The following is a 25,727-nucleotide window of genomic DNA, read 5'->3' as shown; positions in this document are numbered from 1 at the left end:
AAGCCTTAGGGGTTGACGATTGGCTCCGCAAGCAGGATGCCTTCCTGTTGACGGAGGTAAGCAAGCGCGGCGTCTACATCCGGTTTACTCTCGATCGGGCCCGCTAAACGGATCGTATAAACGTTTCCTGGTCCGCGGCCACCGACGAGTTCACCGCCGATGGTCTTCAAAACCTCATCGATCCGTGAGGCCGCTACGCCCTCGTCGAACACCAGGTGCAAGTCCCCTCGCCCAGCCGCCGTGGTCGATGCGGAATCGGAAAGGGTACGGAAGCTTGGTCCCGCCATTTGGGTCAAATGCCGCCATCCCAGCGGAGCCAGCAGCAACAACACCATCGCCGCGAGCGCTAGTCGAGCGGCATAGTTAGGGACAAACAAGGATCGCCGTCCGACACGTTTCGGCGTTTGCTCTTGCAACGCCGTCCCGCGACCAGCGGACTTGCGCTGTTGGATGGTTTCGAGCAGGCGCCCGTAAGCCGCCTCAGGCGAGCGTTCCGGTATCGGTGCGCCGACCACTCGATCCGCCAGCACGCGCAAGCTAGCCAACTCCAGACGGCACGCCCGACAGTGTTCGATATGCACCTTTACCCGCCTCTGCTCCTCGCCATCCAATGTACCGTTGACATACCAAGGCAGCAAGGCTGCCACCTCGTCACAGGCGCCGTCTGACAACAGAGGGTTGCTGGAACTCATGGCTTTTCCTCGTAGCGGTAATCCTGTGGGTCCGAAATCAGATCCTTGAAAAACGGCTGCAGTTTCTTCCGAGCGTAAAACATGCGCGTCTTCACGGTGTTTTCCGGACAGCCCAGGATTTCAGCGATTTCCTGGTAAGGCAGCTCATGGTGATAAGTCAGCTCGACGACGGCTTGCTGCTCCGGAGACAAGGTATCCAGGGCAACCGCTATCAGATCGTCCAACTCTACCTGACTGACGGCGGAAGGTTTCCCGTCCGGGATGACCTCCGCGAGTTCGTCGATCGACAGCTCGGCGGCGGCTTGCGCTCCCTTGGACAAGGACTTGAGCGCCTTGCGGTAAGCGATACCAAAGACCCAGGTGGAAACCTTGCAGCGGTAATTGAAGCCCTGCGGCTTTTCCCAAACCACCAGCATCGTTTCGTTGACCAGTTCTTCCGTCAGATCCGGATGGCGTGTCATCCGGTAAATGAAACGGTAAAGACGCGGATAAAGTGCCGTGTACAAGGCTTCGAACGCCGCTGTATCCCTAGAGCCCACACGCTCCATGAGTTCGGCATCTCCACGGCTGGCGACCGGGGACTGGCTGATGTCGTTGGTGTCAAACAAAACCGCGATCGCACTCATCGGACCTGGGGGATACATGGACTACCCATAAATCCCTTCGTACGACCCGAAGGTTCAAACCGAAAGAAAATTCTTGCCGGCTAAAAGCCCACGGACAGCGAAAATACATAGTTACGGTCCAGGGCGGATAAGCTGAAATCGCCGTACACAGGGGTGTCGCGACGGTTTTTTACGCTGGAATCGACATAACGCACATCAATGGATACGTGGTGGCCGGCGTACCAAGTCAGGCCCGCATTCCAGAAGAAATTATTGTATTCCAGCAGTTGAGCGGCCTGGTTGTAACCCAGCCCGCCCGAGAAGACCAGGCTGTCGAACACGCTATAGCGCCCGAGCGCCTCATAGGCGAAGGTCGTAGCCTTTCGATCGTAGGTGTCGTAAGCGTAGGCAACCCGGGCTGTCGCCAGGTCCCGGTAATGTAACGAAGCGGCGAACTCGTTGTAATCCGCGTCGCGGCCGAACAGCTTGCCGGCATAGACATATCGGCTAGCCGAAAAATCGGCCTGCCAATGCGTCGCCAGCCCCCTTGCCCAGCCCAGGTAGGGGATCAATTCGACATCCGAGCGTTGGCCGTAGCGTTTATCGTCGAAGCTTACCTGCGACAGCGTGAGTCCTCCGAAAAAACCCGAGCTGTGGGCATAGTCCAGACTTCCCTGCGCGACGGGGTTCGCCCGGCTCTTGGAGTAACCGCGATACGCATAATCGCTGACCACGGTTACCGACGCTTTGATATCCGCCCAGGCTGGCAGGGTAAACGTCAGCAGGGCCAACATGGCCCATGAGCGGCCGAGGGGCATGGTCGAAGTCTGCTTCTTAGGGATTTCGTACATTCGAGAGTCGAAACGGGCGGCGCCTGCCGTCCGCTACCAAACGGCCACCGATCATCCTTGCTTGGACCCTAAGGCACGCTGAGGAACGCGACGCGCGCAATCTCCTGGCATGAATGCAACGGCTCCCGCCGGCTCGCCACTGAGGAATAGACTTCATCCGGGGTCTGGTCGTCAAGGCCGGCAGGCGGCCGATTCCGGCGGTGTCGAGCAAAACGGCTCGTCGCGGCGTGCATGGCTTGCCCCGCTCCGAGCCGCATCGGATTGTCGAAGCACCTACGAGGCCGACCGGCCCGACCGCCTTCGGCCGGGCCGGTAGTCCGGTTTAGCTCCTGATATCCCAATCCCCGTTCGGCAGGCGGCAGGCGACTTGCCGGCCGTCGCCGTATCCGGCGGCGCTTGTCGTGAATTCGCGACAAAGCATCCCGTCCTGCCGAAAACTCTGCAGAGGCATCAATTGATAGCCGATCCGGCTCTGCGGATTGAACCAGTTCACGCCTTGCCGATCCTGAGCGAAATCCAGCGCGCGTCCGGCACAGAATCGGTCGGTAGGGTCCATCATTTCCCCGACCCGCTCGCCGATGACCGCTCCCAGCACCGATCCGGCCACCACGCCGACCACGGCGCCGATACCGTTGCCATCGCTCATGCCCGAACCGAGCGCGCCGCCCAATGCGCCTCCGGCCACGCCGCCCAGCACCTGAGCCGCGGTATGGTTGTCGCAGCGGCCCGACCGCACTCCGTAATCGCCATAGTCATCGCGCTGATAATAAACCGGCGGAGGCGGCGGCGCCGGGTGATAATGCCTATGGATCACCACCGGCGGGGGTGGCGGGGGATAGTAATAACGCACCCCGTAATCGGCATGATCGTGATGATGATGCCCATGATGGCCGCGCCAGTGGCCGTGATGTTCGTGGTGTTCGTCATGGTCGGCGGACACACCGGCGGAAAAAGCACTAAGGAGAAAAAACAGGACAGACACATGCGCCAGGCGCAGGGTGTTCATATAAGCCTCGAGGACTTGTGATAGGGACTAACAATCAAGCAATTCGTCTGCCACGGGAGCGACGACGGCAGAAGGCTGAATTGCCGCCACCGAATTGATAGAATTCGTCGTTTTTTTCCAACGCCAGCAATCCCGCGTCAAGCACAGGAGATCCCATGTCCGACATCGAAATCGCCCAACAAGCCAAGATACGGCCCGTCATCGGCCTGGCCAAGGAAAGACTGGGCATCGATGCCGAACACCTGGACCCTTACGGCCATTACAAGGCCAAGCTGTCGCTGGACTACATCGACAGTCTGAAAGACAAACCCGACGGCAAACTGGTGCTGGTCACCGCCATCAGCCCGACGCCGGCGGGAGAGGGCAAGACCACCACCACCGTGGGCCTGGGCGACGCGCTCAACCGGCTTGGCAAGAAGGCCATGATCTGTTTACGCGAACCGGCCTTGGGGCCCTGCTTCGGCGTCAAGGGCGGCGCCGCCGGCGGCGGCTATTCCCAGGTCGTGCCGATGGAAGACATCAACCTCCACTTCACCGGCGACTTCCACGCCATAGGCGTGGCGCACAACCTGTTGTCGGCGATGATCGACAACCACATCCACCAGGGCAACGCACTGGACCTGGATCTGCGGCAGATCCAGTGGAAGCGCGTGATCGACATGAACGACCGCGCGCTGCGCGACATCGTCGTCAGCCTGGGCGGTACCGCCAACGGTTTTCCGCGACAGGACGGCTTCGACATCATCGCGGCTTCCGAAGTCATGGCCATTCTGTGTTTGTCCAGCAGCCTCAAGGAATTGAAAGAGCGCCTGGGCAACATCCTGGTGGGCTACACCCGCGGCGACAAGCGCCCGGTGTTCGCCCGCGAACTCAACGCCCACGGCGCCATGGCCGCGCTGTTGAAGGATGCCCTGCGGCCCAACCTGGTCCAGACCCTGGAAAACAATCCGGTCTTCGTCCACGGCGGGCCCTTCGCCAATATCGCACACGGCTGCAACACGGTGATCGCCACGAAGTCGGCGCTGAAGCTGGCCGACATCGTGGTCACCGAAGCCGGCTTCGGCGCGGATCTAGGGGCGGAGAAATTCATCGACATCAAGTGCCGCAAGGCAGGTCTCAAGCCCGATGCGGTGGTCCTGGTCGCCACGGTGCGGGCGCTCAAGTCCCACGGCGGTGTGCCGGTGAAGGAACTGACGACGGAAAACCTGGCCGCCCTGGATGCCGGTTTCGCCAACCTGGCCCGCCATCTGAGCAATGTGCAGGATCAGTTCGGCCTGCCCTGCGTGGTCGCCATCAATCATTTCGTCTCCGACACCGACGCCGAGATCGCCCTGCTGAAACGCAAGGTGGAGGAAACGGGCGCCAAAGCCGTGATCTGCAAGCATTGGGCGGAAGGCGGCAAGGGCGCGGAGGAACTGGCCCGCGAGGTGCTGGCCATCCTGGATTCGGGTAAGTCGAGTTTCCAGTTCCTGTACGACGAGAACGCCCCGCTGTGGGACAAGATCAAGGCCATCGCCACCCGGATCTACGGCGCCGCCGACATCGCCGCCGACATCAAGGCGCGCCAGCAGCTGGCCCAGTTGAGCGAGGAATACAGCCATTTCCCGGTCTGCATCGCCAAGACCCAGTCGTCGTTCTCCAACGACCCCAACCTCAAGGGCGCGCCCAGCGGACACATCCTGTCGATACGCGAAGTCCGTCCCTCGCACGGCGCGGAATTCGTGGTGGTCGTCTGCGGCAGCATGATGACCATGCCCGGCTTGCCCAAGGTGCCGGCGGCGGAGAAGATCGACATCGACGAACACGGGCGCATCACGGGCCTGTTCTAAGCGGCCGATCATGAACGAAATACTGGCGGCGAACAGCGAGCGCCGTTTCGGCGGCATCGCCCGTCTGTACGGCACCGTAGGCCTGGCCCGGCTGCGCGCCGCGCATGTCTGCGTTGTCGGCGTCGGCGGGGTGGGCTCCTGGGCGGCGGAAGCCCTGGCGCGCAGCGCCATAGGCCGCATCACGCTGATCGACCTGGACAACGTGGCGGAATCCAACGTCAACCGGCAGATCCACGCCATGGACGGGGAGTTCGGCAAGGCCAAGATAGACGTGATGGCCGAGCGCATCCGCGCCATCAATCCGGACTGCCGGATCACGCTGGTCGAGGACTTCATCAGCCACGACAACGTGCAGGAACTCATCGGTACGGACATCGACTGGGTCATGGACTGCATCGATACCTTCCGCATCAAGGCCGCCCTGCTGGCCCACTGCAAGCGCAACAAGATCAAGGCGATCACGGTGGGCGGGGCCGGCGGCGTGACCGATCCGACCCGCATCAAGGTCATCGACCTCAGCCGTGCCACCCAGGATCCGCTGCTGGCCCGTACGCGCGGCCGCTTGCGCGACTACCACGGCTTCACCCGCAATCCCAAGCGGCGCTTTTCCATTCCTTCGGTCCATTCGGAAGAACAAGCCGTCTATCCGACGCCGGAAGGCGGCATCTGCGCGCAGAAACCGGAAGGGGCGGCGGCGGGGGGCCTGAGCTGCGCCGGCGGCATAGGCTCGGTGATGACGGTGACGGCCACCTTCGGCCTGGTCGCCGCCTCGGTGGTGCTCGCCCGCCTGACGGAAAGCGAGCCCACGCCATGACCGGTCCCACATGCCTTTTCGACCATGCCGAACAAGTGCTGGGCGCGGACGAGGTTCAAGCCAAGGTCGAGCTGACCCGGCAGGCCCAGGCGCTGGCTCGGGCGGGACGATTGAGCCTGGCCGCAACGACTCCGCCCGTCGACATCACGGCAGCCCGCTTTCCCGCCCGCCCCGTGCTGGTCGATCCGCGCGAACTGCCGCGGCGCAAGCTGACCACGACCGAGGGCCGCGTCGCCTTGCTCCACGCGGTCGCGCATATCGAATTCAGCGCCATCCAGCTCGCCTGGGACCACCTCTACCGCTTCCGCGGCTTGCCGGACGCCTATTACTGGGACTGGCTGAGCGTGGCCGACGAGGAAGCCCTGCATTTCTCCCTGATCCGGGAACGCCTCAACGAACTGGGCGCCGATTACGGCGACCTGCCGGCCCACGGCGGCCTCTGGGGCATCGCCTGCGAAACGGCTTACGATACGGCCGCGCGCATGGCCCTGGTGCCGCGCTTCATGGAAGCGCGCGGCCTGGACGTCACGCCGGGCATGATGGACAAGCTGGCGGCCGTGGGCGACGACGCCAGCGTGGCCGTGCTCCAGCGCATACTGGACGACGAAGTCGGCCATGTCGCCCTGGGCACGCAATGGTTCGAGTGGCTATGCCACCAGCGCGGCGTGGATGCCGAGACGGAGTATTTCCTGTTGATCGAGCGGCACATGAAAGGCCAATCCCGCGGGCCTTACAACCTGCCGCTGCGACGCCGGGCGGGATTCAGCGAAGGGGAGCTGGCCCGCCTCTCGGCCCACAACTGATCCCTCGCCGTGCAAGGGAAACGGCGGCCCGTCCGGCGCCGGAATTTAGCTTTCCGCGGCACTCGCCGTAAGATAGCCCGCACACTTCACCCGGACCGAAATTATCGCCATGCGGGCCGAGATACCCGATAGATTAGCGACTCCGACACATGCCCAACACGCCATCCGACCCGCTAGAGCACTATTTCCGCCAGGTTAAGGACATCATCCTCGATCGTCAGGACTGGATCAGCGGCCTCTTGCCCGCCAGCACGGCCGTCACGGCCCACGGCAATTACACCGACGCCTGGGTCCGGGACAACGTCTACAGCATCCTGGCGGCCTGGGGCCTCGCGCTGTCCTATCGCAAGGCCGAGGACGGGCGGGAGCGCGCCTATCTGCTCGAACAAAGCGTGGTCAAGCTGATGCGCGGCCTGCTGACCGCCATGATGCGCCAATCCGCCAAGGTGGAAAAATTCAAGCACACCCAGGACCCGCTCGACGCCCTGCACGCCAAATATAAGACCGGCACCGGCGAGGTGGTGGTCGGCGACAGCGAATGGGGCCATCTGCAACTGGACGCCACCTCGCTGTTCCTGCTGATGCTGGCGCAGATGACCGCCTCCGGCCTACGCATCGTGTTCACCGTGGACGAAGTCAACTTCGTGCAGAACCTGGTGCACTACATCAGCCGCGCCTTCCGCACCCCCGACTACGGCATCTGGGAGCGCGGCAACAAGATGAACCTGGGTATCGCCGAACTGAACGCCAGTTCCATCGGCATGGCCAAGGCGGCCCTGGAAGCACTGGCCGGCTTCAATCTGTTCGGCAGGGACGGGGGCCAGACGGCCATCGTGCACGTCGTCGCCGACGACATCGCCCGCACCCGCATCGCCCTGGAATCGCTGCTGCCGCGCGAGTCGATTTCCAAGGAGGTCGACGCGGCGGTGCTAAGCATCACGGGCTTTCCGGCCTTCGCGGTGGACAATCCGACGCTGCGGGAAAAGACGGAGTCGCGCATCGTCGAGAAACTGCAAGGCCGCTACGGTTGCAAGCGCTTCCTGCTGGACGGTCACCAGACCGCCCTCGAGGACCACCGGCGTCTGCATTACGAGCCCCACGAATTGAAGGAATTCAGGGACATCGAATGCGAATGGCCGCTGTTTTTCACCTACCTGCTGCTCAACCATTTGTTCGCCGGACACCCGGAAGCGGCCGCCGATTACCGCGGGCGCCTGGACGGACTGCTGGTCGAGCGCAATGGTCAGAAGCTGCTGCCCGAGCTTTATCTCGTCCCTCACTGGGCCATCGCCGCCGAGAAACAGCATCCGCACAGCCAGGACCGCGTTCCGAACGAAAACGTACCCCTGGTTTGGGCGCAAAGCTTGTACATCCTGGGCTGTTTGCTACAGGACGGCCTGATCACGCCGGAGGACATCGACCCGTTGGGCCGCCACATCCCCCCGCAACGCTACTGCGGCTGCGGCCTGCAGATTGCCTTGCTGGCCGAGGACGAAGCGGTGCGCGACGAACTCGCCCGGCTGGGCGTGCCGGCACAGACCCTGGCCGAGATCGCGCCCATCCAGGTCCGCGACGGCAGCGAACTGGCCGCAGCCTACACCCAGGTCGGCCGCAACGACCGCATGGGACTGAGCGGACGGCCCTTGCGGAAATTGCGCACCCTGGCCACCTCCCGGCTGTATAGCCTGGCGGGCGAGGACTTGTTGTTCCTGCCGCAGTTCATGAATCAGAAAGGCTTTTACATCGCCATGGACAACCGCTTGCTGATCCAGCGGCTGCGGCTGGAACTGGCCTACATCTGCCGGCACTGGGACAACCCGGCGCCGCCGCTGCTGGCCGTCACCATCAAGCACAACCTGCTGGATGGCGAGGATAAGCAGGTGCTGCTCGATTTCATCGAACAATTGCGCCGGGGCACGGTACAAGGCGTGACCGTCCGTTTAGGGCTGTTGAGCGATTTCGCCGCCACCGCCGCCAGGGAAAAAATCGGCTATCTGCACGACTTCAGGTTTTCGCAAGCCCAGTGGGACGAGCAGGAGCGGCCCTACGCCCAAGTCCTGCCGGCCGGCGAACAGCCGCCGCAATCGCTGGACAACGTGACCTTGACCGAATGGGAAATCGGCGACGACGGCCGCTTGCTCGACCAGTTGCGCCACAACCCGAATCTTTACGCCCAGCTGGAAGTGCTGAGCCTGCTCAGCCAGCGCCATGGCCTGGACCACGACACGGGGCTGCGCACCCAGGATGGGCGGGTTTGCCGGATCCGCGACCTGCTGGAAGAAGTTTACGCCCGCGCCGGCGACCGCCATGTGTGGTATGTCGTGCGCCGTTGTGCAGGCCTTTTGGGCAAATACGACATCAACCTGGAGCAGGCGGCCACCGACATCCTGGTCCGCCAGCACGGCCTGACCGTGGGCCGAGCCTACAGCGGCAAGGCCACCCTGAGGCGGCCGGCCGACTCCTGGGATATCCTGCAGACCATCCGCAACTTCAACGCCAACGAAAGCAGCCAGCACATCATCATCCAGGAACTGATCATCTACTTGGGGATGCTGATCAAGTCCAAGCCGGAGTTGTTCACCGACATGCATACGATACGCGTCGGCCACATCCTGCAACTGATCGTCGCCCGGCAGAAGCGCTTGAGTGGGAGCTCGCTGGATCAGGCCTTCACCGAAATACTGGGATTGGCGCCGCACCGTCTGGTCGAACTGCTGCAGGACACTTTAGAAGATTACGGCGACAGTCAAACCCAGTTGGGTCTGGTGGAAAGCCTGCATTACGAAGGCCCGCAGCGGGAATTGAAGTCCGCGCGCTTTCCCGCCGGCATGGATCCCAAGGACCGGGGCGAAGCCGAAGACTGGTACGAATGGCGCGAACGGCAGGGCAGCGTGGGACGCGAGAGCGAGGCCTTCTTCGACCGCGTCTGGACTTTGCTGCAGCACTGCCGCGGCCTGATGGTGGGCGAGAAAATCAGCAGTAAGCGGCGCATCGACAGCGAATCCGTGCGTGCGCAGATGACCCCCGGTGAACAGACGTTCAAACTGCACGTCAACCATCTGCTGAACAAGATCCAGGCGCCGGTGTACCGGCAATTGACCGTGGAAGCCTTATGGGCGCTGGCCTCCATATTCCGCGACAATCCGGCGCTGCACATCGACGACACGCTCTACACGGACATCCTGATCGGCCATGCCGTCCGGCTGTGCTGGCTGCAAAACCATCCCGAACATAGCGATAATTACGAAAACTATGTCTCGCTGGCTTGGCAGGCCTTCTACCTGCTGCCGCCGCATGCGGTCGCCAACGGCATACTGGATGCTTTCAACCACCTGCTCAACCACCCCTTGTGAGGAAGCCCATGATATTAGCCGGCGACATCGGCGGAACCAAAACGGTCCTGGCCTCGATCGAAACACAGGCCGGCGGCTCGACCCATATCGTGCGGGAACAGACTTACGCCAGTGGCGAGTTCCGCACCTTCGACGAGATCATCGGTTTGTTCCTGGCCGACGGGGAGCAGATCGATGCGGCCGCCTTCGGCGTCGCGGGACCGGTCATCGATCAGCGCTGTCAGACCACCAACCTGCCCTGGTTGCTCGACGGCTCCGCCCTGAAGATCCGCCTCGGCACCGAGCGTGTCCGGCTGCTCAACGATCTCGAAGCGATGGCCGTCGGCATGCTGCACCTGGAAGAGCAGGACTTCATCGAGCTCAATCCGAACGCCGTCGAGCAAACCGGCAACATCGCGGTGATCGCGGCCGGCACCGGCCTCGGCGAGGCCTTGCTCTACTGGGACGGCGAGCGGCATCATCCCGTCGCCACGGAAGGCGGCCACAGCGACTTCGCGCCGCAAAACGAACGGCAGGACCAACTGCTGTCCTACCTGCGTGGCCTTTATCCCGACCACGTCAGCAACGAGCGCATCCTGTCGGGCAACGGCTTCGGCCATTTGTACGACTTCCTCGCGGCCAGCGGCTATGCGCCGCCCTGCCCCGCCGTTCCGGATCACGCCGCCCCCGATATAGACCGCAACGCCCTGATCTCCCGGCTGGGCATAGACGGCGAAGATCCTCTGTGCCGGGAAGCCGTGCGCCTATTCGCGGAGATCTACGGCGCCGAGGCCGGCAATCTGGCGCTTCGGTCCTTCGCTACCGGAGGAGTGTTCATCGGCGGCGGCATCGGCCCGAAAATCCGCTCCGCGCTCGAATCGGGCGAATTCATCCAGGCGTTCACCGCCAAGGGACGCTTCCGTCCCCTGCTCTCCACGCTGTCGGTAAAGCTCGCACTGAACCCGCGCACTCCGCTGCTGGGCGCCATGCATTATTTCGCCGCGCAATAAGCCACTGGACGCAGCCTGTCAGCCTGCGGTTCGGCAACCGGTCTGGATCGACGGCTTCGCCGACTGCCGACTTCGCCCGCCTCGCCGGCCTCTCAGTATCCGGCGGACGCCATGTCCAGGCCCGCCGGCAATTCCGCCACGCGTTCCACGCCGGTTTCTATCCGCCCGTCCGGGTAGAGCTCGATCCAGCGGTAGCCGGGCGGGAGCGGATCCAGGGCGAAATCGCCGCTGGCCGGCTTGAACTGGAAGCAGGTGGAAGGGGCGGCTATCAGCCGCAGATCGCCTATCCGCTCGTCCATGGCCTGGTGCACGTGACCGTACACGACCGCCCTAACCCGCGGATAACGGGCCAGCAAGGCGAGAAATTCCTCCGCATTTTCCACCCGCATGGTATCCAGCCACTGGCTGCCGGTGGCCAGCGGAGAATGGTGCAGGGCGACCAGGACATGGCGATCGGGATGGGCGAGCAAGGCATCTTCCAAGGCCGCGAGTTGCTCGTCGGCGAGGAAGCCTCCCGGATCGCCGGCTATGGTGCTGTCGAGGAAAACGATCTGCCAGTCCGGCAGCAGCAGCGTACGCTGATAGAAAACCGATGCGCCCGCCAGGTGTTCGGCGATCACGGCCGGTGAATCGTGATTGCCCGGCAGGCAATAACACGGCACACCCAGTTCCTCCAGGTAAGCGCGCAGCCGGCGATAGGTTTGCGGCCGGGCTTCCTGGGCCAGATCGCCGGTCAGCAGACAAAGGTCGGGCGGCCAGTGTGCCGCATGGGCCGCAGCCAACACCGAGCGAAAGCTTGCGTCGGTATTGATGCCCATCATGGCCTCGGCGGGATCGGCGAGCAGGTGAAAATCGGTGAGCTGAACTATGCGCACATATGGGCCGACCGGGTGGGGCAGGCGATCACAGGTCATGAAAAGACCATCCTCTGGCGGTTTCGGTTCGGAGAATAGGTAGTCGAAGTATCAGATCCTGTCCAATGACTTGAAGAGGATCTTGGAGTTGCGGTTGTGATTGTATAACGCGCGGCGCGCGCTCGGCAGGTCGTCCAGGCCCGCCGGTTCGAAGCCGTGTTCGCGAAACCAATGCGTGGTCTGGGTGGTGAGGACGAACAGCCGACGCAAGCCCCGCTCCCGCGCCCTCCGCTCGATGTAATCCAGCAGGCGATCGCCCCGCCCCTCGCCGCGATAATCCTCGTGCAAGGCGACGCAGGCCAGCTCTCCCGCGCTTTCCTCGGGATAGGCATGCAAGGCCGCGCAACCCACCACCATGCCGTCGCGTTCGATGACCGTGTAATCGTCGATCTCGGTTTCCAGGCGTTCCCGGGTGCGCTGCACCAGCACACCGGCCGCCTCCAGCGGGCGGATCAAATCGCAGATGCCGCCGATGTCGCCGAGTTGAGCGAGGCGCATCTCTTCGAACGGCGAGGTGCTGACCAGGACGCCGACCCCGTCCCGGGTGAATAGTTCGAGCAGCACGGCTCCGTCCTGATGGCGATCGACGAGGTGCGCCCGTTTGACCCCGCCGCGACACGCCATGACCGCGGCGCGCAAATGGGGCGCGATGTCGCCCGCCAAACTGTCCGACCGCGTCAGCAGCAGGTCGGCCTCATCCGTAGTGAGTTGGCGGAAGGCCTTGTCGTCCGCGGCCGCCCGGCATTCCTCCTCGGTCAGCAACAGCAGCTTGTCGGCATCCAGCGCGATGGCGACCGCCGTCGCCACCTCTTCCGCGCTGAGATTGAACACCTCGCCGGTGGGCGAATAACCGACCGGGGACAGCAATACCACGTTTCCCTGTTCCAACTGGCCCCGCACGCCTTCCACGTCGACCCGGCGGACCACGCCGGTCTGGCCGAAATCCACGCCGTCGCACACGCCGCGCGGCCTGGCCACCACGAAATTGCCCGACGCCACCCGGATGCAGGCGCCGGCCATGGGGGAGTTCGCCAGGCCCATGGACAACAAGGCCTCGATCTCCACACGCACCGCGCCGGCCGCCTCCTTCACGCAGTCGAGGGCGATCGCATCGGTGATGCGCAATCCCCGGTGATAGCGGGCTTCGATACCCCGCGCCTGCAAACGCTGCTCGATTTGCGGGCGTATGCCGTGGACCAGCACCAGGCGAACGCCCAGGCTGTTCAGCAGCGCGAAGTCATGAACCAGATTGGCGAACAGGCCATCGGCCACGGCTTCGCCGCCGAACGAAACGACGAAGGTCCGTCCCCGGTGAGCGTGTATATAGGGCGAGGAATCGCGAAACCAGCGAACACGGTCTGCGGGCACCGTGTTCATTTCAGAAAGGCTTGACGCTGGCCAGCAAGACGATGGCGATCAGGAAGAGTACGGGAACTTCGTTCATCCAGCGAAAGTAAACGTGGCTATGCCTGTTGCGGTCGTGCTTGAAATCCAAAAGCCATTTGCCGCACAGGAAGTGATAGGCCACCAGGAGAACGATCAAGGTCAGTTTCAAATGCAGCCAGCCCGCGGACGCATAAGCCTCCCAAGCATAATCGGCCAGCATCCAGATGCCGAAAATCAGCGTCAGCACCATACCGGGGGTCATGATGCCGTAATAGAGCTTGCGCTCCATGATCTTGAAACGCTCGATGCTGACCACATCCGAACTCAGCGCGTGATAGACGAACAGCCGCGGCAAATAGAACAACCCGGCGAACCACGTCACCATGAAAATAAGATGAAACGCCTTGAGCAGCATGTCAGGTCTCCGCCAGCATGGAATTAATCATTGATCTGAGCGCCTTCATGTCCGGCGGGCCGATTTTACGGAAGCGGATATCGCCTTCGGGCGAAAGCAGGAAAACCGAGGGCACCACGGTCACATCCTCGAAGGCATGCGCATGCTGGCCTTGAGGATCCAGTACCACGGGATAGGGCAGATCGCGTTGCGTAGCCAGCGCCACCACCTGGCTGGGCATATCGTACTGCATCGCCACGGCGATGACTTCCAGACCGCGCGCGTGATAGTCCCGATATAGCTCGGTGAGCCGGGGCATCTCATCCAGACAGCTTGCGCAATTACTGGCCCAAAAGGTGACCAGCACCGGCCGTCCTCGCAGGGCGCTCAATTCGATGCGCTCACCCTTCACCGTGGTGAAGCTGCTCTCCGGCGCATTGGAACACCCTGCCAGCAGGCCTAGTCCGGCGGCCAGCAGTGACATGCCCAGCATAAGCCGTCGTTTCATACGCCAGCCACTCCGCTGGGCACCTCGTGCTTGCTTGCCTTCAATCCTCCAGTTGCTGGATTCCATCCAGATACCAGGTCGGCTGCCGGCTCGAACGCGAACGGACGAAATGCCAAGCTTCGCGCACCCTCACGGCCTCGGCTCCGGGTGCTTCGCGCATAAGGACGTCGTACAACACACTGGCCGTGCGCTCGTCGCCCTGATCGCGCACATCCAATACGGTGGCTTCGACTTCGAGCAATTCCGTGTGGTTGGCTCCCCCGCGTTCGCGCAACTGCTCCTGCAATTCACAGAAAACCTTGTCGGTGGTGAGGGCCCGCAATTCGGCGAGGTCGGCCGCATCCCAGGCGGCCTGCAAATGGGCATAGGCCGCCTTGGCGCCGGAAAGGAACGCCGTTTTGTCGAAATCAGACGGCAACGCGGCCGGGGCATGCGGGATGGCGTCCACGCCGACGCCCAGGTTACGCCCCTTGCGGGACAGGATGTCGGTATCGAATCCCGCGCGATTGGCCGGTCCGGCATAAACCGGTTCGGCCCTGCGCTCGTAGCCTCGCTCGAAGTCGCTTCCGGGCTCCGCCCGATAATTCCCGGCGGCCGCGTGCGCCGAGCCGCCATGGCGTCTGCTGGCCAGCAGCTTGAACAGCAAAAAGGCGATCCCGGCAAAAATCAACAGATCGACGAAGTTGATGTGTTCGAATGCGCCGCCGAACAGCATGGCCCCCAGCAGCCCCCCCAGGGCCAGGCCGCCCAACATGCCCATCAGGCCACCGCGGCGGCTCAAGGATTCACGGGCCGCTTGGTTGCGCTGATAGGCGGGAGATTGATAGCCGGGCTGTGCCGGGGTGGCTTGGCTGTAGCCATTATTCGGGCTCTTGTAAGGCTGGCTGTACGACGGCCGGCTGCCGAACGATTTGCCGCCCCCCATCCGGGCGGCGAAGGATGCATCTATTCCCGTGAATAACAGGGAGAGTGCCAGGCCCAAAGTCAGCAGTAATCGACTCAGTCTGTTCATGATGTGCTCGAAGTGATGGATAAGTTGTCGGCGGGCTTTATATGCCGGCAGGCCCGAAAAAATCAACCGTTCATCCCGCAATTCCCCCCAATTCCGTTACGCGACCGAGTTCGCCGCTCGGCAAACTGGGTCTGCGGCTTCCGTACTGGCCCCGCTGGCTTTCGGGCCGAAGAGGCGGCTTATCGATATCATAAGATTGTCTGATAACTGAATCTAAATTTCTTTGCGATAATTGATACCGACTCAACAGAGCCGTTGCTTGACAAGACCCGCATCATCCGGTTCTAGGCGCTCGGGCAATGTTCTCCTCCTTTTTGGCGACCCTAGTGGTCGCCTTCTTTTTTGCTCGCACGCAGGGCATAAAAAAACCCGCACAGGGCGGGTTTACGCTTATTGTTGTTTTTGTAAGGCTAACGCATCGAACAAGCGACACATTGCAAGAGCATTGTTGTTTTTATGTGCGCCCTTACGGGCTCTCCTCCTCTTTGGCGACTCTACAATCGCGCCCCGTCCGTGAAGCTGCGGCAGAGTCTAAAGCAAAAATAAACGCTGTCCATATTTTGCGGGAAAAAAATCGCCGCATGCTTGGCGGACCGGACCCTACTCTCACAAAAATCAGCAAGATACCTGAACCTCGCGAAATCATCGATAGGCTCACCCAAGTAAATTAGTATGTTTTTACCCTATACTTTCCAGACACTGCGCGGCCTGGAAACCTTGACCGGACGTACGTAAGGCTGCTTGCGAGCCGGCTCCAGCCCCCCCTGACTTGAGAGAGGTTGAAGCCATGACGTGCGTGGACCGTAGCGGGATATACTCTGGTCTCACATTTTTTGACGACACGGGGGCGTTATGACTAGCGGAATCGCCGACATCGGCCTGATAGGCCTGGCCGTCATGGGGCAAAATCTGGCTCTCAACATCGCCGATCACGGCCACACCATCGCCGTCTACAATCGCACCGCGGAGAAGACCCGGGGGTTCATCGCCGACTGCGAAAAGAACGAACCTTCGGCGGCGCGGGTAATCGGTACGGAAAGCCTGCCGGAATTCGTCGCCGCCATCAAACGTCCGCGCAAGATCGTGCTGCTGGTCAAAGCCGGCACCGCCACGGACCAGACCATAGCCACACTGCTGCCCCACCTCGATCCCGGCGACATCGTCATCGACGGCGGCAACGCGCACTGGCTGGATACGATCCGCCGGGAGCAAGAACTGACGGCGCAAGGATTCTCCTTCATCGGTTCCGGGGTTTCCGGCGGCGAAACCGGCGCCCGCTTCGGACCTTCGCTTATGCCGGGGGGCAGCCCGGAAGCTTGGGCGGAATTGGAGCCCATCTGGCGCGACATCGCGGCCAAGGTCGATGAACAAACGGGCGCGCCACTGGAAGGCGCGGAGCCCGGTAAACCGCTGTCGGGCGGCGTCAGTTGCACCGCGCATATCGGCGCGAACGGGGCCGGACATTACGTAAAGATGGTGCATAACGGCATCGAATACATCGATATGCAGCTCATCTGCGAGGCTTACTGGCTCATCAAACACCTGCTCGGCTGGGAGGCCGACGCCATCGGCCAGGTATTCGCGGATTGGAATCGAGGCGAACTGTCCAGCTACCTCATTGAGATCACCGCAGACATCCTTCAGCAGCGCGATCCTTCCGGCGATGGATTTTTGGTCGACAAGGTGCTGGATACGGCAGGTCAAAAGGGCACTGGCCAGTGGACCTCGACCAGCGCCCTGGAACAAGGCGTGCCGGCCAACGCCATGGCCGAAGCGGTGTTCTCCCGCGCCTTGTCGGCGCTGAAGGATGAGCGCGTGCAGGCCGGGGATGCGCTGCACGGTCCAAAGCTCCCGATCGTAAACGACGCGCCGGCGTTGATCGCATCCATTCGCAACGCCCTCTATTGCTCCAAAATCTGCGCCTACGCCCAAGGTTTCCAACTCATGGCCGAGGCGCAGAAGACCTATGGCTGGAGGCTGGATTTCGGCACCATTGCCCAGATATGGCGGGGCGGCTGCATCATACGCGCGAATTTCCTGCAAAAAATCACCGACGCCTACATCCGTGATCCCGGCTTGAAAAATTTGATGCTGGATCCGTATTTCAGGGACGCGCTGCATTCCGGGCAGGAAAATTGGCGCGAAGTCGTGGCACTGGCGGTAAAGAGTGGACTGCCCGTCCCTGCGTTCGGTTCCGCGCTGGCCTATTTCGACGGCTACCGTAGCTCCCGCCTGCCGGCCAACCTGCTGCAGGCACAGCGCGACTATTTCGGCGCCCACACTTACGAGCGCACCGACCAACCACGCGGCAAGTTTTTCCACCTCGACTGGCCCGGCGATCCCAGGGTGCAAGTCGAGGTCTGAGGCACGACGTTGAATTCGGACGGTGTCCCATGGCCCTGGTGTTCCGCAGGCACCCGCCGCAAGGGCGAACCTGGGCTGTCGGGGTGATGATCCCGACAAGCTCCTCCGACGGCTGAGCCATTCGCCAATAAAGCAACGACTCATGGACTCCATCAGTGCGTTCGAGATCATCAAGGTCGGCATCGGCCCTTCCAGCTCCCACACTATGGGTCCGTGGCGGGCGGCAGCCTTGTTTTTGACGGAATTGGGCGATTTGGACCGAATCGAATCGCTCACCATCAGGCTGTACGGCTCGCTGGCCAAGACCGGTCTGGGCCATGGTACCGATGTGGCCATTTTGATGGGCCTCTCGGGTGAGGACTACACGCGGGTGGACACCGCGACCATCCCCGCCAAGGTCGCGGCGATCAAATCGGGCCTGTCGCTCCCCTTGGGCGGCAGGCGGAACATGCCGTTCGACTACGAGCGCGATCTGGTGTTCGAAACTTCCACCACCCTGCCGCGGCACGCCAACGGCATGAGTTTTTGCGCGGCTCTCAAGAACGGCGATATCATCGAACGTATCTACTATTCCCTGGGCGGTGGCTTCGTGGCCGGCGACGACGATGCATCGACCATTCAAGCGCCTCGCATCGTGACGCCTTACCCCTGCCACTCGGGTCAAGACTTGCTACGCAATTGCAAGGCGCTGGGTTTGTCCGTTTCCGATTTGACCTATCTGAACGAGCAAGCCTGGCGCAGTCGGGAGGAAATCGAAGCGCTGGCGCTGGCGCTGTGGCGGGAAATCCAGAACTGCATCTACCGCGGCGTGCACCGGGACGGTTACTTGCCGGGCGGCTTGCAGGTTCGCCGTCGAGCTGCGGAGATCCATCGGAAGCTGCTGCACGGGGCGAGCTACTCCACGGTGGCGGAATGGGTCGAATTGCTGCGGCGACAACCGCGTGATTTCTCCAGCGTCGACCGCTGGGTGGTGTGTTTCGCCCTGGCGGTCAACGAGGAGAACGCGTCTTTCGGCCGCATCGTCACGGCGCCCACCAACGGCGCGGCCGGGGTGATACCGGCAGTGCTGATGTATGCCTGGTGCTTCGTCGACGGTTTCGACGAGGACAAGGTGGTCCGCTTCATACTGACGGCCGGCGAGATCGGCACGCTATTCAAGAAAAACGCCACCATCTCCGCCGCCATGGGCGGCTGCCAGGCGGAGATCGGCGTGTCGTCCGCGATGGCTGCGGCCGGTCTGGCGGAAGTCTCGGGCGGAACGCCGGAGCAGGTGTTGCAGGCTGCGGAGATCGCCATGGAGCACCATCTCGGCCTGACCTGCGATCCGGTTGGCGGACTGGTGCAAATCCCCTGCATCGAGCGCAATACCATGGGCGCGGTCAAGGCCATCACCGCCGCATCCATCGCCCTGGATAGCGACCCGGCCGACGCCAAGGTCAGCCTCGACGCCGTCATCAAGACCATGTGGGAAACCGCGCAGGACATGAACAGCCGCTACAAGGAAACCGCCGAAGGCGGCCTCGCTATCCACATACCGGTGAACGTGCCGGAATGCTGAACGGCAGCCGCGCGGATTGCCTTTTCACATCGCGGTCGTAAACTCGGCTGCCCGACAGTTTGGTATACCCGCCCCTCATGACACCCAGCAGCATAGACCCCGCCGAAGTCGCGTTTTACGAAAGATTATCCTCGCTTTGGTGGCAGGCCGAAGGCCCGTTCTGGCCCCTGCACCGGATGAACGCGTTGCGCACCGCCTACATACGCGACCGCCTGATCGAACATTTCGGCGGCGATGCGGGGCGGGACGCCCCACTGCACGGTTTGCGCATCCTGGACATCGGCTGCGGCGGGGGCATACTCAGCGAGGCGGTGGCACGCCTGGGCGCCGACGTCCACGGAGTGGACGTGGTGGAGAAAAACATACACGTCGCGCGCCTGCATGCCGAATTGAGTGGGCTGCCCATCCACTATGAAACCGCCAGCGCGGAAATCCTCGCCGGCCGCGGCGACTCATACGACGCCGTATTGAACATGGAGGTGGTGGAACATGTGGCGGAACTGGACGTGTTCATGAGCGCCTGCCTACGTCTGGTCAAGCCGGGCGGTCTCATCTTCGTCGCGACCCTCAATCGCACTCTCGCGTCCTGGCTGGGCGCCATCGTCATGGCCGAATACGTGCTGCGCTGGCTGCCGCGCGGCACCCATCAATGGGGGCGCTTTCCCAAGCCCGTGGAACTGGAAAACATTCTGGAACAATCCGGCCTTAAAGTCATCGATCGCACCGGTGTCGGCGTACACCCGTGGGGCCTCAAGTTTCATTTCAGCCGCTATATGGGCATCAACTACATCCTCACCGCGGCCCGCCCCTGATCCGTTGCCACATGTTTTTCACCGCGCCGTCCATGGCGACATGCAGGGCCTGTGCTAGTATTTTCGGGCTTACATCCCCACCCGGTCCGGAATGAACTGTTTGGACGAACTTAATACGGAATTGCGCGTACTCCAGAGCCATCTGGATAACCTCATCGACTGCGTCAGACAAAACGACATCAAGTTGCATCGTTTCCAGACCCTGGAAATGACCATGCTGTCGTTGAACTCGTTGCGCGAACTGATCGAGCAAACGCTGCAAGACACGCGTCAGGTCTTCGAACTGGATCACGTCAGCCTGGCGTTGGTGGACGACAAAAAAGAACTGCGCAAGTTTCTGGAGGAAGACGGCCTGCCGCCGGATCAACTCGCCGAGTTGGTGTTGCTGGAGTCGGCTTCTGCGCTGGAAAAAAGCTTTGGCCGGCTGATGCGGCCCTATCTCGGCCCCTTCCGGCGCGAACATTGCGGGAGCCTGTTCAAGCGGCTGCCCACGCACCCCGATGCCAGTTTCGCCCTGCTGCCCTTGTATCGCAGAGGCCGCCTATTGGGCAGTCTCAATCTGGCCAGCGAAAATCCCGCGCGCTTCGGGGTGAGCATGGCCACGGATTTTCTCGATCGCCTGAGTGCCGTTTTGAGCGTCTGCCTCGAAAATACGCTGAATTTTGAACTGCTGCGGCGCACCAGCCTGATCGACCCCTTGACCGGAGTCAACAACCGACGCTTTTTCGATCAACGCATAGGCGAGGAAATCAACCGGGTTCTGCGCGGCGGCTCCTGTCTCGCCTGTCTTTTTCTAGACATCGATCATTTCAAGCGCATCAACGACACCTTCGGCCATCAAACCGGAGACTTGGTGCTCGGCGAGGTGGCCCGCGGCATACGCTCGCTGCTGCGCAACAACGACGTGTTGGCCCGCTACGGCGGCGAGGAGTTCATCGCCTTGCTGGAAGTGTCTTCGGAAGACAAGGCCATGGAAGTGGCCGAACGCATACGCCTGCATGTCGAAAGGGCGGACCTGACCTCCCGGGACGGCCGGCGCATACCGGTGCATCTGTCCATCGGCGTTGCCACGATGGAGCCGTCGCAATGGGCGGGCGATGAGAAGACCTATGCCGCCAAGCTGATCGATCTGGCCGACCGGGCGCTTTATCTGGCGAAAGGGCGCGGCAGAAATCGCGTGGTATCCGCTGGGCTACTCAGGCCCGAGCCCCGCAAAACCGCGGCGGGCACCCGCTAGCAGCTCGGACGCTTCCACTATCCCGAAAAACATCGGGGGCCCCTGAGGCCCCCGATCTACATCCGGTCGCTGCCCGCCTTTATTTGGCAGCCGGCTTGCTTACAGGCTTGTCGGCGGGTTTTTCCGCTTGCGGCTTGCCCGCTTCCAGGCTCGGCTGAGTTTCGGCCGGAGCCGGTGCTTGCCCTGCCGGAGCGGCCGGCTTCGAGGCGTCCTCCGCACCCGGAGCAGGCGGGGCTGCAGGAGCCTCTTCCTTCTTCGCCGTACGCTCGATCTTGGCGGCGCCCTTGATATCGGCGATGTGCTGCTGCAATTTCTGAGTCTGCAGCAGGTTCTTGATCTGATCCTTAACCTGATCGAAAGCGGGCGGCTGCTGCTCACGCACTTCTTCACGCTGGATCACATGCCAGCCGAACTGGGTCTGCACCGGCGCGGGCGTCACTTCGCCGTCTTTCAGCTTGCCCACCGCCTCGGAAAACGGCTGCACCATCTGCTGCGGGCTGAACCAGCCCAGTTCACCGCCGTGTTCCTTGCTGCCGGGGTCCTTGGACAGCTTCTTGGCCAGTTCGTCGAATTTCGCACCTTTCTGCAGCTTGGCCACGATGTCCTTGGCGGTGGCCTCGTTGTCGACCAGGATGTGTCGGGCGCGGTATTCGGTCGCCTTCATCGCCCCGATGCGGCTCTCGTATTCCTTCTTGGCTTCTTCATCCGACACGCTCGTGTTCTTGATGAAGTGCTCAGCCGCGATCTGCGACAGCAGGATGCGGGTCATACCGTCTATGCGGGCCAGATAGGAGGGGTCGACGTCCAGTTTTTGCGTGACGGCTTCCTGACGCAACAGTTCGCGCGAAATCAACTCCTCGATGACCTTGTCTTCCGGCGCCCCGTTGGGTCCGCGCCGCTGCTGGATTTCCGCGCTCATGACCGCAACGGCATCCTTGGTAATCGGCGTCCCGTTGACCGTCGCCACCACGTCTTCCGGCTTGGGCGCGGCGGGCACAGCGGCGGGCTTCGACCCGGCCCCCGGAGTCTGAGACTGGCCGCCGCCCTGATTATTGCAGCCTGCGAGCAACAAAGCGGAGGCGACCGCCGCCGCGATGAGTGAACTTTGTTTCATTCCTGATCTTCCTTTGTGTGATATTCAGAGGGGGTGTAAGCCTTGATGCTAAGCGCGTGGATGTCCGACTGCATCATTTCACCCAAGGCCCGATAGACCAACTGGTGACGCTGGACCGGCGACTTTCCCGCGAACGCGGCGGAGACGATTGTCGCATAAAAATGCCCGCCTCCGCTTTCCCTAGCGGCATAGTGCCCGGCGTGGGCGGCGCTGTGGTCGAACAACTCGAAATGAGTCGGCGCCAGGGCCTCCTGTATCAGTTGGCAAATACGTTCGGCACGCGGGTTCATGACGGCAGCACCTTACGGAAGGGCTTGACCGTGACCTGCGCATACACGCCGGCCTGACGGTAGGGATCGGCGTCGGCCCAGGCCTCGGCGTCGGCCAGGCTGGGAAACTCGGCGACGATAAGGCTGCCGGTGAAACCGGCCGGCCCCGGATCCTCGGCATCGACGGCGGGGTGCGGCCCCGCCAGCAGCAGGCGCCCTTCGTCTTGTAATATCCGGAGCCGCTCCAGATGGGCGGGACGAGTCTGTTTGCGTAATTCGAGGCTGCCTGCGACATCCTCGCTGATGATGGCGTAGATCAAGACCTTATTCCTCCGGTTTGGGTTCGGGCAGATGGCGGGACAGGTAAAGCGATTGGACGACGACGAAGGCGAAAGTCAGACCCAGCATGCCGAACAGCTTGAAATTGACCCAGGTTTCGGTGTCGAAGCTGTAGACCACCAGCAGATTGGCCACGCCGAGCAGCAGAAAGAAGCTGGACCAGCTCAGATTCAGCCGCCGCCAGATCGCCTGAGGTAGAACCAGGGTCGCCCCCATCATGCGCTCGATCATGGTCTTCTCGCCCAGCCACTGGCTGGCCAGGAAAACGGCACCGAACAACCAGTTGATGACCGTCGGCTTCCATTTGATGAACATCTCGTCGTGCAAATACAGGGTCAGTCCACCGAACACCACAATGATGACCAGGGTGAGCAAATGCATGGCCTCGACCTTGCGGCGGGTGAACCACGAAATACCCACCTGCACGAACGTGGCGACGATGGCGACCACTGTGGCCGCATAAATATCGACGAACTTGTAAGCGATGAAAAACAGCAGAATTGGGAAAAAGTCGAACAGTATCTTCATGTGAGTAGAACCGTGATGGGGTGTAGCCAGCGCCTCAAGCGTAATAATCAATGCCCAGCATGCGGCTGAGCCTTGCGCGTTCATCGTCCCGTGCCTGGAATAGTTGCTCCCGGTAGGCTTCCAGTCCCCTGCTCGCAGCCCGCTCCAGTCGTGTCGGCACGCGTGAGAGGGCATCGTCCGGAACACTCGTTCCACCTTCCAGGCGCTTCAACGCAGAGTGCCGCCGGTCATCGGGATCGTCATCCTCGAGCTTCCCGCTGGGGGATGCGGACGTGTCCTGCCGCCCGCCCGCAAGGCGCGAAACGGCTGGCGCTCGAACCGGCTGCGTCGGATGGTGAACGAAGAGAGTCTTGCGTATTTCCATGGTATAAAGCCGGCCGCGACTTTACCGCCCGGCAGGGGATGTAACAGAATAGCCGCTCTGACGGCGGCGAGTATACACCCGGCCCGCCTGCGGGTTTCCCACCTTATCATGACGCTTCCAAATGACTTCCGAAATCCAAACCCGAATCGAAGCGGCGGCATTTCGCCGGCTTTTGCAGCACCTGCAAACACATACCGAAGTGCAAAACATCGATCTGATGATACTCGCCGACTTTTGCCGCAACTGCCTGGCAAAGTGGTACAGTGCCGAAGCCAAGGAGTTGGGACTGGATATCGACTACCCAGCCGCTCAGGAAATCGTTTACGGCATGCCTTACGCTGCATGGAAGGAAAAATATCAAACCGAAGCCACGCCCGAGCAGTTGCGCGCCATGGAAGAGAGGCTGCGCCGTAAAGAGGCCGAAGGCCACTGATACGCCGGGCTCCGGAGCATTGCCCTCGATCCGGCCTCAATGCCTGCATAGCCGAAAACAGCCCCCCGCCCGGAACCTCTGGGCGACTTCCTCAGCTACTGGGGCATTAAATCTAGCGAGATAAATGCGTAACTTCATTTCCGCCCTACTCGTCGCCGCCGTTTGCCTGGCGGCGGCATACTATTGGTCAGGCAGCACCGGCTTGCTGATGGCGACCATCCTCGGCATCATGGAAGTCAGCCTGTCGTTCGACAATGCGGTGGTCAATGCCACCGTGTTGAAAAAAATGTCTCCGCGATGGCAGCAGCGCTTCTTGACCTGGGGCATGGTCATCGCGGTATTCGGTGTGCGTTTCCTGTTCCCGGTGTTGATCGTCGCGCTGATCACCGGCCACAGTCTGCAGGACGTGACCTTGATGGCCCTGCATCAGCCCGAGGAATACGCCCGGCACATCGATTCGGCCCATACCCAGATTTCCGCCTTCGGCGGCATGTATCTGCTGCTGGTCTTCCTCTCGTTCTTCGTGCAGGAGCACAAGTCCCTGCATTGGCTGGTCTGGCTGGAAAAACGGCTCTCCAGCATGGGCAAGCTGGAGTCCATAGAAGTGGTTCTGGCCTTGAGCGCCCTGCTGGCCACACTGGGCTTCCTGCCGGAAGCCGAAAGATTGCCGATGCTGATCGCAGGCATCGCCGGCGTCATCCTGTTCGTGCTGGTCAAAAGCGTGGCGACGCTGTTCGAGGGTAGCGAAGGCGGCCCTCAACTTCAGCGGGCCGGCTTGGTTTCATTTCTCTATCTGGAACTGCTGGATCTGTCGTTTTCGTTCGACGGCGTGATCGGCGCCTTCGCCATCACCCGCGATGTGGTCATCATCCTGCTGGGCCTTACCATAGGCGCGATGTTCGTGCGCAGCCTGACGGTCTTCATGGTGCGCAAGGGCACGCTGGATGAATATCTCTATCTGGAGCACGGCGCCCATTACGCGATCGGCGCGCTCGCCGTGCTGATGCTGGTGGACATATCGGTGCACGTGCCGGAAATCGCCACCGGACTGACAGGATTGGGCTTAATCCTGCTGTCCCTATGGTCGTCGGTCCGCGCGCGGGCCCGCCAGGCCGCTGGTGGAGCCGACTAGGCCCCACGAATCTGCTGGAAGCCGATCAGGACACCCTTGATGGGTTCCTCGAGCACGTTGATCTCGTCGACCCGCGCCATGGGCGGCCCCTCGGCGCACCAGTTCAACAAGGCCTGGATCGCCGACTCCTCGCCCTCCGCCACGAGTTCCACCCGGCCATCGGCCAGGTTTCTGACCCAGCCCATCAGCCCCAGCCGGTCTGCCTCGCGGCAAGTCGAGCCCCGATAGTAGACGCCCTGAACCCGACCGGATACCCAAACGCGTACCCTCTTGCGCATGATCTCACTCCTCTTCGATTAACAGGCGCACAGGATACGACGACGCCCGTTACAATGGATTATTCGCTTCCGGTCGGCAGTTGTTTATCATATGGCGGATAAACGCGCGGCGAACCGGATGAAATCCCCTTTATGATTCAGGA

General features: G+C 62.0%; 26 protein-coding genes. 12 read left to right on the top strand and 14 right to left on the bottom strand.

Annotation, left to right across the window (positions count from 1 at the left end):
- Positions 1-5: 5 nt before the first annotated feature.
- From JWZ97_RS03915 to JWZ97_RS03900, 4 genes are all read right to left on the bottom strand, one after another.
- The gene (locus tag JWZ97_RS03915) at positions 6-692 is read right to left on the bottom strand and encodes a zf-HC2 domain-containing protein (RefSeq protein WP_205433520.1); all 687 of its coding nucleotides are present in this window, start codon (positions 690-692) and stop codon (positions 6-8) included.
- The gene (locus JWZ97_RS03910; protein ID WP_205433519.1) at positions 689-1,318 is read right to left on the bottom strand and encodes an RNA polymerase sigma factor; all 630 of its coding nucleotides are present in this window, start codon (positions 1,316-1,318) and stop codon (positions 689-691) included. Before JWZ97_RS03910 ends, JWZ97_RS03915 begins: the two co-directional genes overlap by 4 nt.
- An 80-nt stretch (positions 1,319-1,398) precedes the next feature.
- A complete protein-coding gene (locus tag JWZ97_RS03905; protein WP_205433518.1) occupies positions 1,399-2,148 on the bottom strand; it encodes a TorF family putative porin in 750 nt (249 codons plus the stop codon).
- A 322-nt stretch (positions 2,149-2,470) separates the two neighbouring features.
- Positions 2,471-3,154, bottom strand: coding sequence for a hypothetical protein (locus JWZ97_RS03900; protein ID WP_205433517.1), 684 nt, complete (start codon positions 3,152-3,154; stop codon positions 2,471-2,473).
- A 155-nt stretch (positions 3,155-3,309) separates the two neighbouring features.
- On the opposite strand from JWZ97_RS03900, the gene JWZ97_RS03895 reads away from it, so the two are divergent.
- From JWZ97_RS03895 to glk, 5 genes are all read left to right on the top strand, one after another.
- Positions 3,310-4,983: a formate--tetrahydrofolate ligase gene (locus JWZ97_RS03895; protein ID WP_205433516.1), complete on the top strand. Its 1,674-nt coding sequence runs from the start codon at positions 3,310-3,312 to the stop codon at positions 4,981-4,983.
- 10 nt (positions 4,984-4,993) lie between these two features.
- Positions 4,994-5,797 carry a tRNA cyclic N6-threonylcarbamoyladenosine(37) synthase TcdA gene (gene tcdA / locus JWZ97_RS03890; RefSeq protein ID WP_205433515.1) on the top strand — a complete coding sequence of 268 codons (804 nt, stop codon included), beginning with the start codon at positions 4,994-4,996 and terminating at the stop codon, positions 5,795-5,797.
- Positions 5,794-6,600: a ferritin-like domain-containing protein gene (locus tag JWZ97_RS03885; RefSeq protein WP_205433514.1), complete on the top strand. Its 807-nt coding sequence runs from the start codon at positions 5,794-5,796 to the stop codon at positions 6,598-6,600. Before tcdA ends, JWZ97_RS03885 begins: the two co-directional genes overlap by 4 nt.
- Before the next feature lie 149 nt (positions 6,601-6,749).
- On the top strand, positions 6,750-9,953 hold the full coding sequence (locus tag JWZ97_RS03880) for a glycoside hydrolase family 15 protein (RefSeq protein ID WP_205433513.1): 3,204 nt from the start codon (positions 6,750-6,752) through the stop codon (positions 9,951-9,953).
- A gap of 8 nt (positions 9,954-9,961) precedes the next feature.
- Positions 9,962-10,942: a glucokinase gene (glk, locus tag JWZ97_RS03875; RefSeq protein WP_205433512.1), complete on the top strand. Its 981-nt coding sequence runs from the start codon at positions 9,962-9,964 to the stop codon at positions 10,940-10,942.
- 92 nt (positions 10,943-11,034) lie between these two features.
- Here glk and cpdA read toward each other — a convergent pair whose 3' ends face one another.
- Genes cpdA through JWZ97_RS03850 form a run of 5 tightly spaced genes read right to left on the bottom strand, consistent with a single transcriptional unit; the run spans position 11,035 to position 15,156 of the window.
- Positions 11,035-11,856 carry a 3',5'-cyclic-AMP phosphodiesterase gene (gene cpdA / locus JWZ97_RS03870; RefSeq protein ID WP_205433511.1) on the bottom strand — a complete coding sequence of 274 codons (822 nt, stop codon included), beginning with the start codon at positions 11,854-11,856 and terminating at the stop codon, positions 11,035-11,037.
- 51 nt (positions 11,857-11,907) lie between these two features.
- Positions 11,908-13,233, bottom strand: a complete 1,326-nt coding sequence (gene argA, locus JWZ97_RS03865) for an amino-acid N-acetyltransferase (RefSeq protein ID WP_205433510.1) — start codon at positions 13,231-13,233, stop codon at positions 11,908-11,910.
- Between the two features lies 1 nt (position 13,234).
- Positions 13,235-13,657, bottom strand: coding sequence for a protoporphyrinogen oxidase HemJ (hemJ, locus tag JWZ97_RS03860; protein WP_205433509.1), 423 nt, complete (start codon positions 13,655-13,657; stop codon positions 13,235-13,237).
- A gap of 1 nt (position 13,658) precedes the next feature.
- A complete protein-coding gene (locus tag JWZ97_RS03855; RefSeq protein WP_205433508.1) occupies positions 13,659-14,144 on the bottom strand; it encodes a TlpA disulfide reductase family protein in 486 nt (161 codons plus the stop codon).
- 40 nt (positions 14,145-14,184) lie between these two features.
- Positions 14,185-15,156, bottom strand: a complete 972-nt coding sequence (locus JWZ97_RS03850) for a Tim44 domain-containing protein (protein WP_205433507.1) — start codon at positions 15,154-15,156, stop codon at positions 14,185-14,187.
- A gap of 299 nt (positions 15,157-15,455) precedes the next feature.
- Here JWZ97_RS03850 and JWZ97_RS03845 point away from each other — a divergent pair, with 299 nt between their 5' ends.
- From JWZ97_RS03845 to JWZ97_RS03825, 5 genes are all read left to right on the top strand, one after another.
- Positions 15,456-15,827 (top strand): hypothetical protein, encoded by a 372-nt coding sequence (locus JWZ97_RS03845; RefSeq protein WP_205433506.1) that lies wholly within the window; start codon positions 15,456-15,458, stop codon positions 15,825-15,827.
- A 181-nt stretch (positions 15,828-16,008) separates the two neighbouring features.
- Positions 16,009-17,520 carry an NADP-dependent phosphogluconate dehydrogenase gene (gndA, locus tag JWZ97_RS03840; protein WP_205433505.1) on the top strand — a complete coding sequence of 504 codons (1,512 nt, stop codon included), beginning with the start codon at positions 16,009-16,011 and terminating at the stop codon, positions 17,518-17,520.
- Between the two features lie 142 nt (positions 17,521-17,662).
- The gene (locus tag JWZ97_RS03835) at positions 17,663-19,078 is read left to right on the top strand and encodes an L-serine ammonia-lyase (protein WP_205433504.1); all 1,416 of its coding nucleotides are present in this window, start codon (positions 17,663-17,665) and stop codon (positions 19,076-19,078) included.
- 77 nt (positions 19,079-19,155) lie between these two features.
- Positions 19,156-19,890, top strand: a complete 735-nt coding sequence (ubiG, locus tag JWZ97_RS03830; RefSeq protein ID WP_205433503.1) for a bifunctional 2-polyprenyl-6-hydroxyphenol methylase/3-demethylubiquinol 3-O-methyltransferase UbiG — start codon at positions 19,156-19,158, stop codon at positions 19,888-19,890.
- Positions 19,891-19,990: 100 nt separating this feature from the next.
- Entirely contained in the window at positions 19,991-21,127 is a 1,137-nt protein-coding gene (locus JWZ97_RS03825) for a diguanylate cyclase (protein WP_240342463.1), read from the top strand.
- A 79-nt stretch (positions 21,128-21,206) separates the two neighbouring features.
- Here JWZ97_RS03825 and JWZ97_RS03820 read toward each other — a convergent pair whose 3' ends face one another.
- From JWZ97_RS03820 to JWZ97_RS03805, 4 genes are read right to left on the bottom strand one after another with little or no spacing between them, the layout of a single operon-like run.
- Entirely contained in the window at positions 21,207-22,241 is a 1,035-nt protein-coding gene (locus tag JWZ97_RS03820) for a peptidylprolyl isomerase (RefSeq protein WP_205433501.1), read from the bottom strand.
- Positions 22,238-22,531, bottom strand: coding sequence for a BolA family transcriptional regulator (locus JWZ97_RS03815; protein ID WP_205433500.1), 294 nt, complete (start codon positions 22,529-22,531; stop codon positions 22,238-22,240). Before JWZ97_RS03815 ends, JWZ97_RS03820 begins: the two co-directional genes overlap by 4 nt.
- Positions 22,528-22,830 carry a YciI family protein gene (locus JWZ97_RS03810; RefSeq protein WP_205433499.1) on the bottom strand — a complete coding sequence of 101 codons (303 nt, stop codon included), beginning with the start codon at positions 22,828-22,830 and terminating at the stop codon, positions 22,528-22,530. Before JWZ97_RS03810 ends, JWZ97_RS03815 begins: the two co-directional genes overlap by 4 nt.
- A 4-nt stretch (positions 22,831-22,834) precedes the next feature.
- Positions 22,835-23,377: a septation protein A gene (locus tag JWZ97_RS03805; RefSeq protein ID WP_205433498.1), complete on the bottom strand. Its 543-nt coding sequence runs from the start codon at positions 23,375-23,377 to the stop codon at positions 22,835-22,837.
- Positions 23,378-23,862: 485 nt separating this feature from the next.
- On the opposite strand from JWZ97_RS03805, the gene JWZ97_RS03800 reads away from it, so the two are divergent.
- Both JWZ97_RS03800 and JWZ97_RS03795 read left to right on the top strand, forming a co-directional pair.
- Positions 23,863-24,174 carry a DUF1244 domain-containing protein gene (locus tag JWZ97_RS03800; protein WP_205433497.1) on the top strand — a complete coding sequence of 104 codons (312 nt, stop codon included), beginning with the start codon at positions 23,863-23,865 and terminating at the stop codon, positions 24,172-24,174.
- A gap of 124 nt (positions 24,175-24,298) precedes the next feature.
- Positions 24,299-25,306 carry a DUF475 domain-containing protein gene (locus JWZ97_RS03795; protein ID WP_205433496.1) on the top strand — a complete coding sequence of 336 codons (1,008 nt, stop codon included), beginning with the start codon at positions 24,299-24,301 and terminating at the stop codon, positions 25,304-25,306.
- Here the strand turns inward: JWZ97_RS03795 and JWZ97_RS03790 are convergent.
- Positions 25,303-25,584: an acylphosphatase gene (locus JWZ97_RS03790; RefSeq protein WP_205433495.1), complete on the bottom strand. Its 282-nt coding sequence runs from the start codon at positions 25,582-25,584 to the stop codon at positions 25,303-25,305. The two genes, JWZ97_RS03795 and JWZ97_RS03790, sit on opposite strands and share 4 nt — an antisense overlap.
- Positions 25,585-25,727: the final 143 nt, after the last annotated feature.

The sequence above is a fragment of the Methylococcus sp. EFPC2 genome, assembly GCF_016925495.1.
GTDB lineage: Bacteria > Pseudomonadota > Gammaproteobacteria > Methylococcales > Methylococcaceae > EFPC2.
This window is presented reverse-complemented; position numbering and strand designations above follow the sequence as displayed.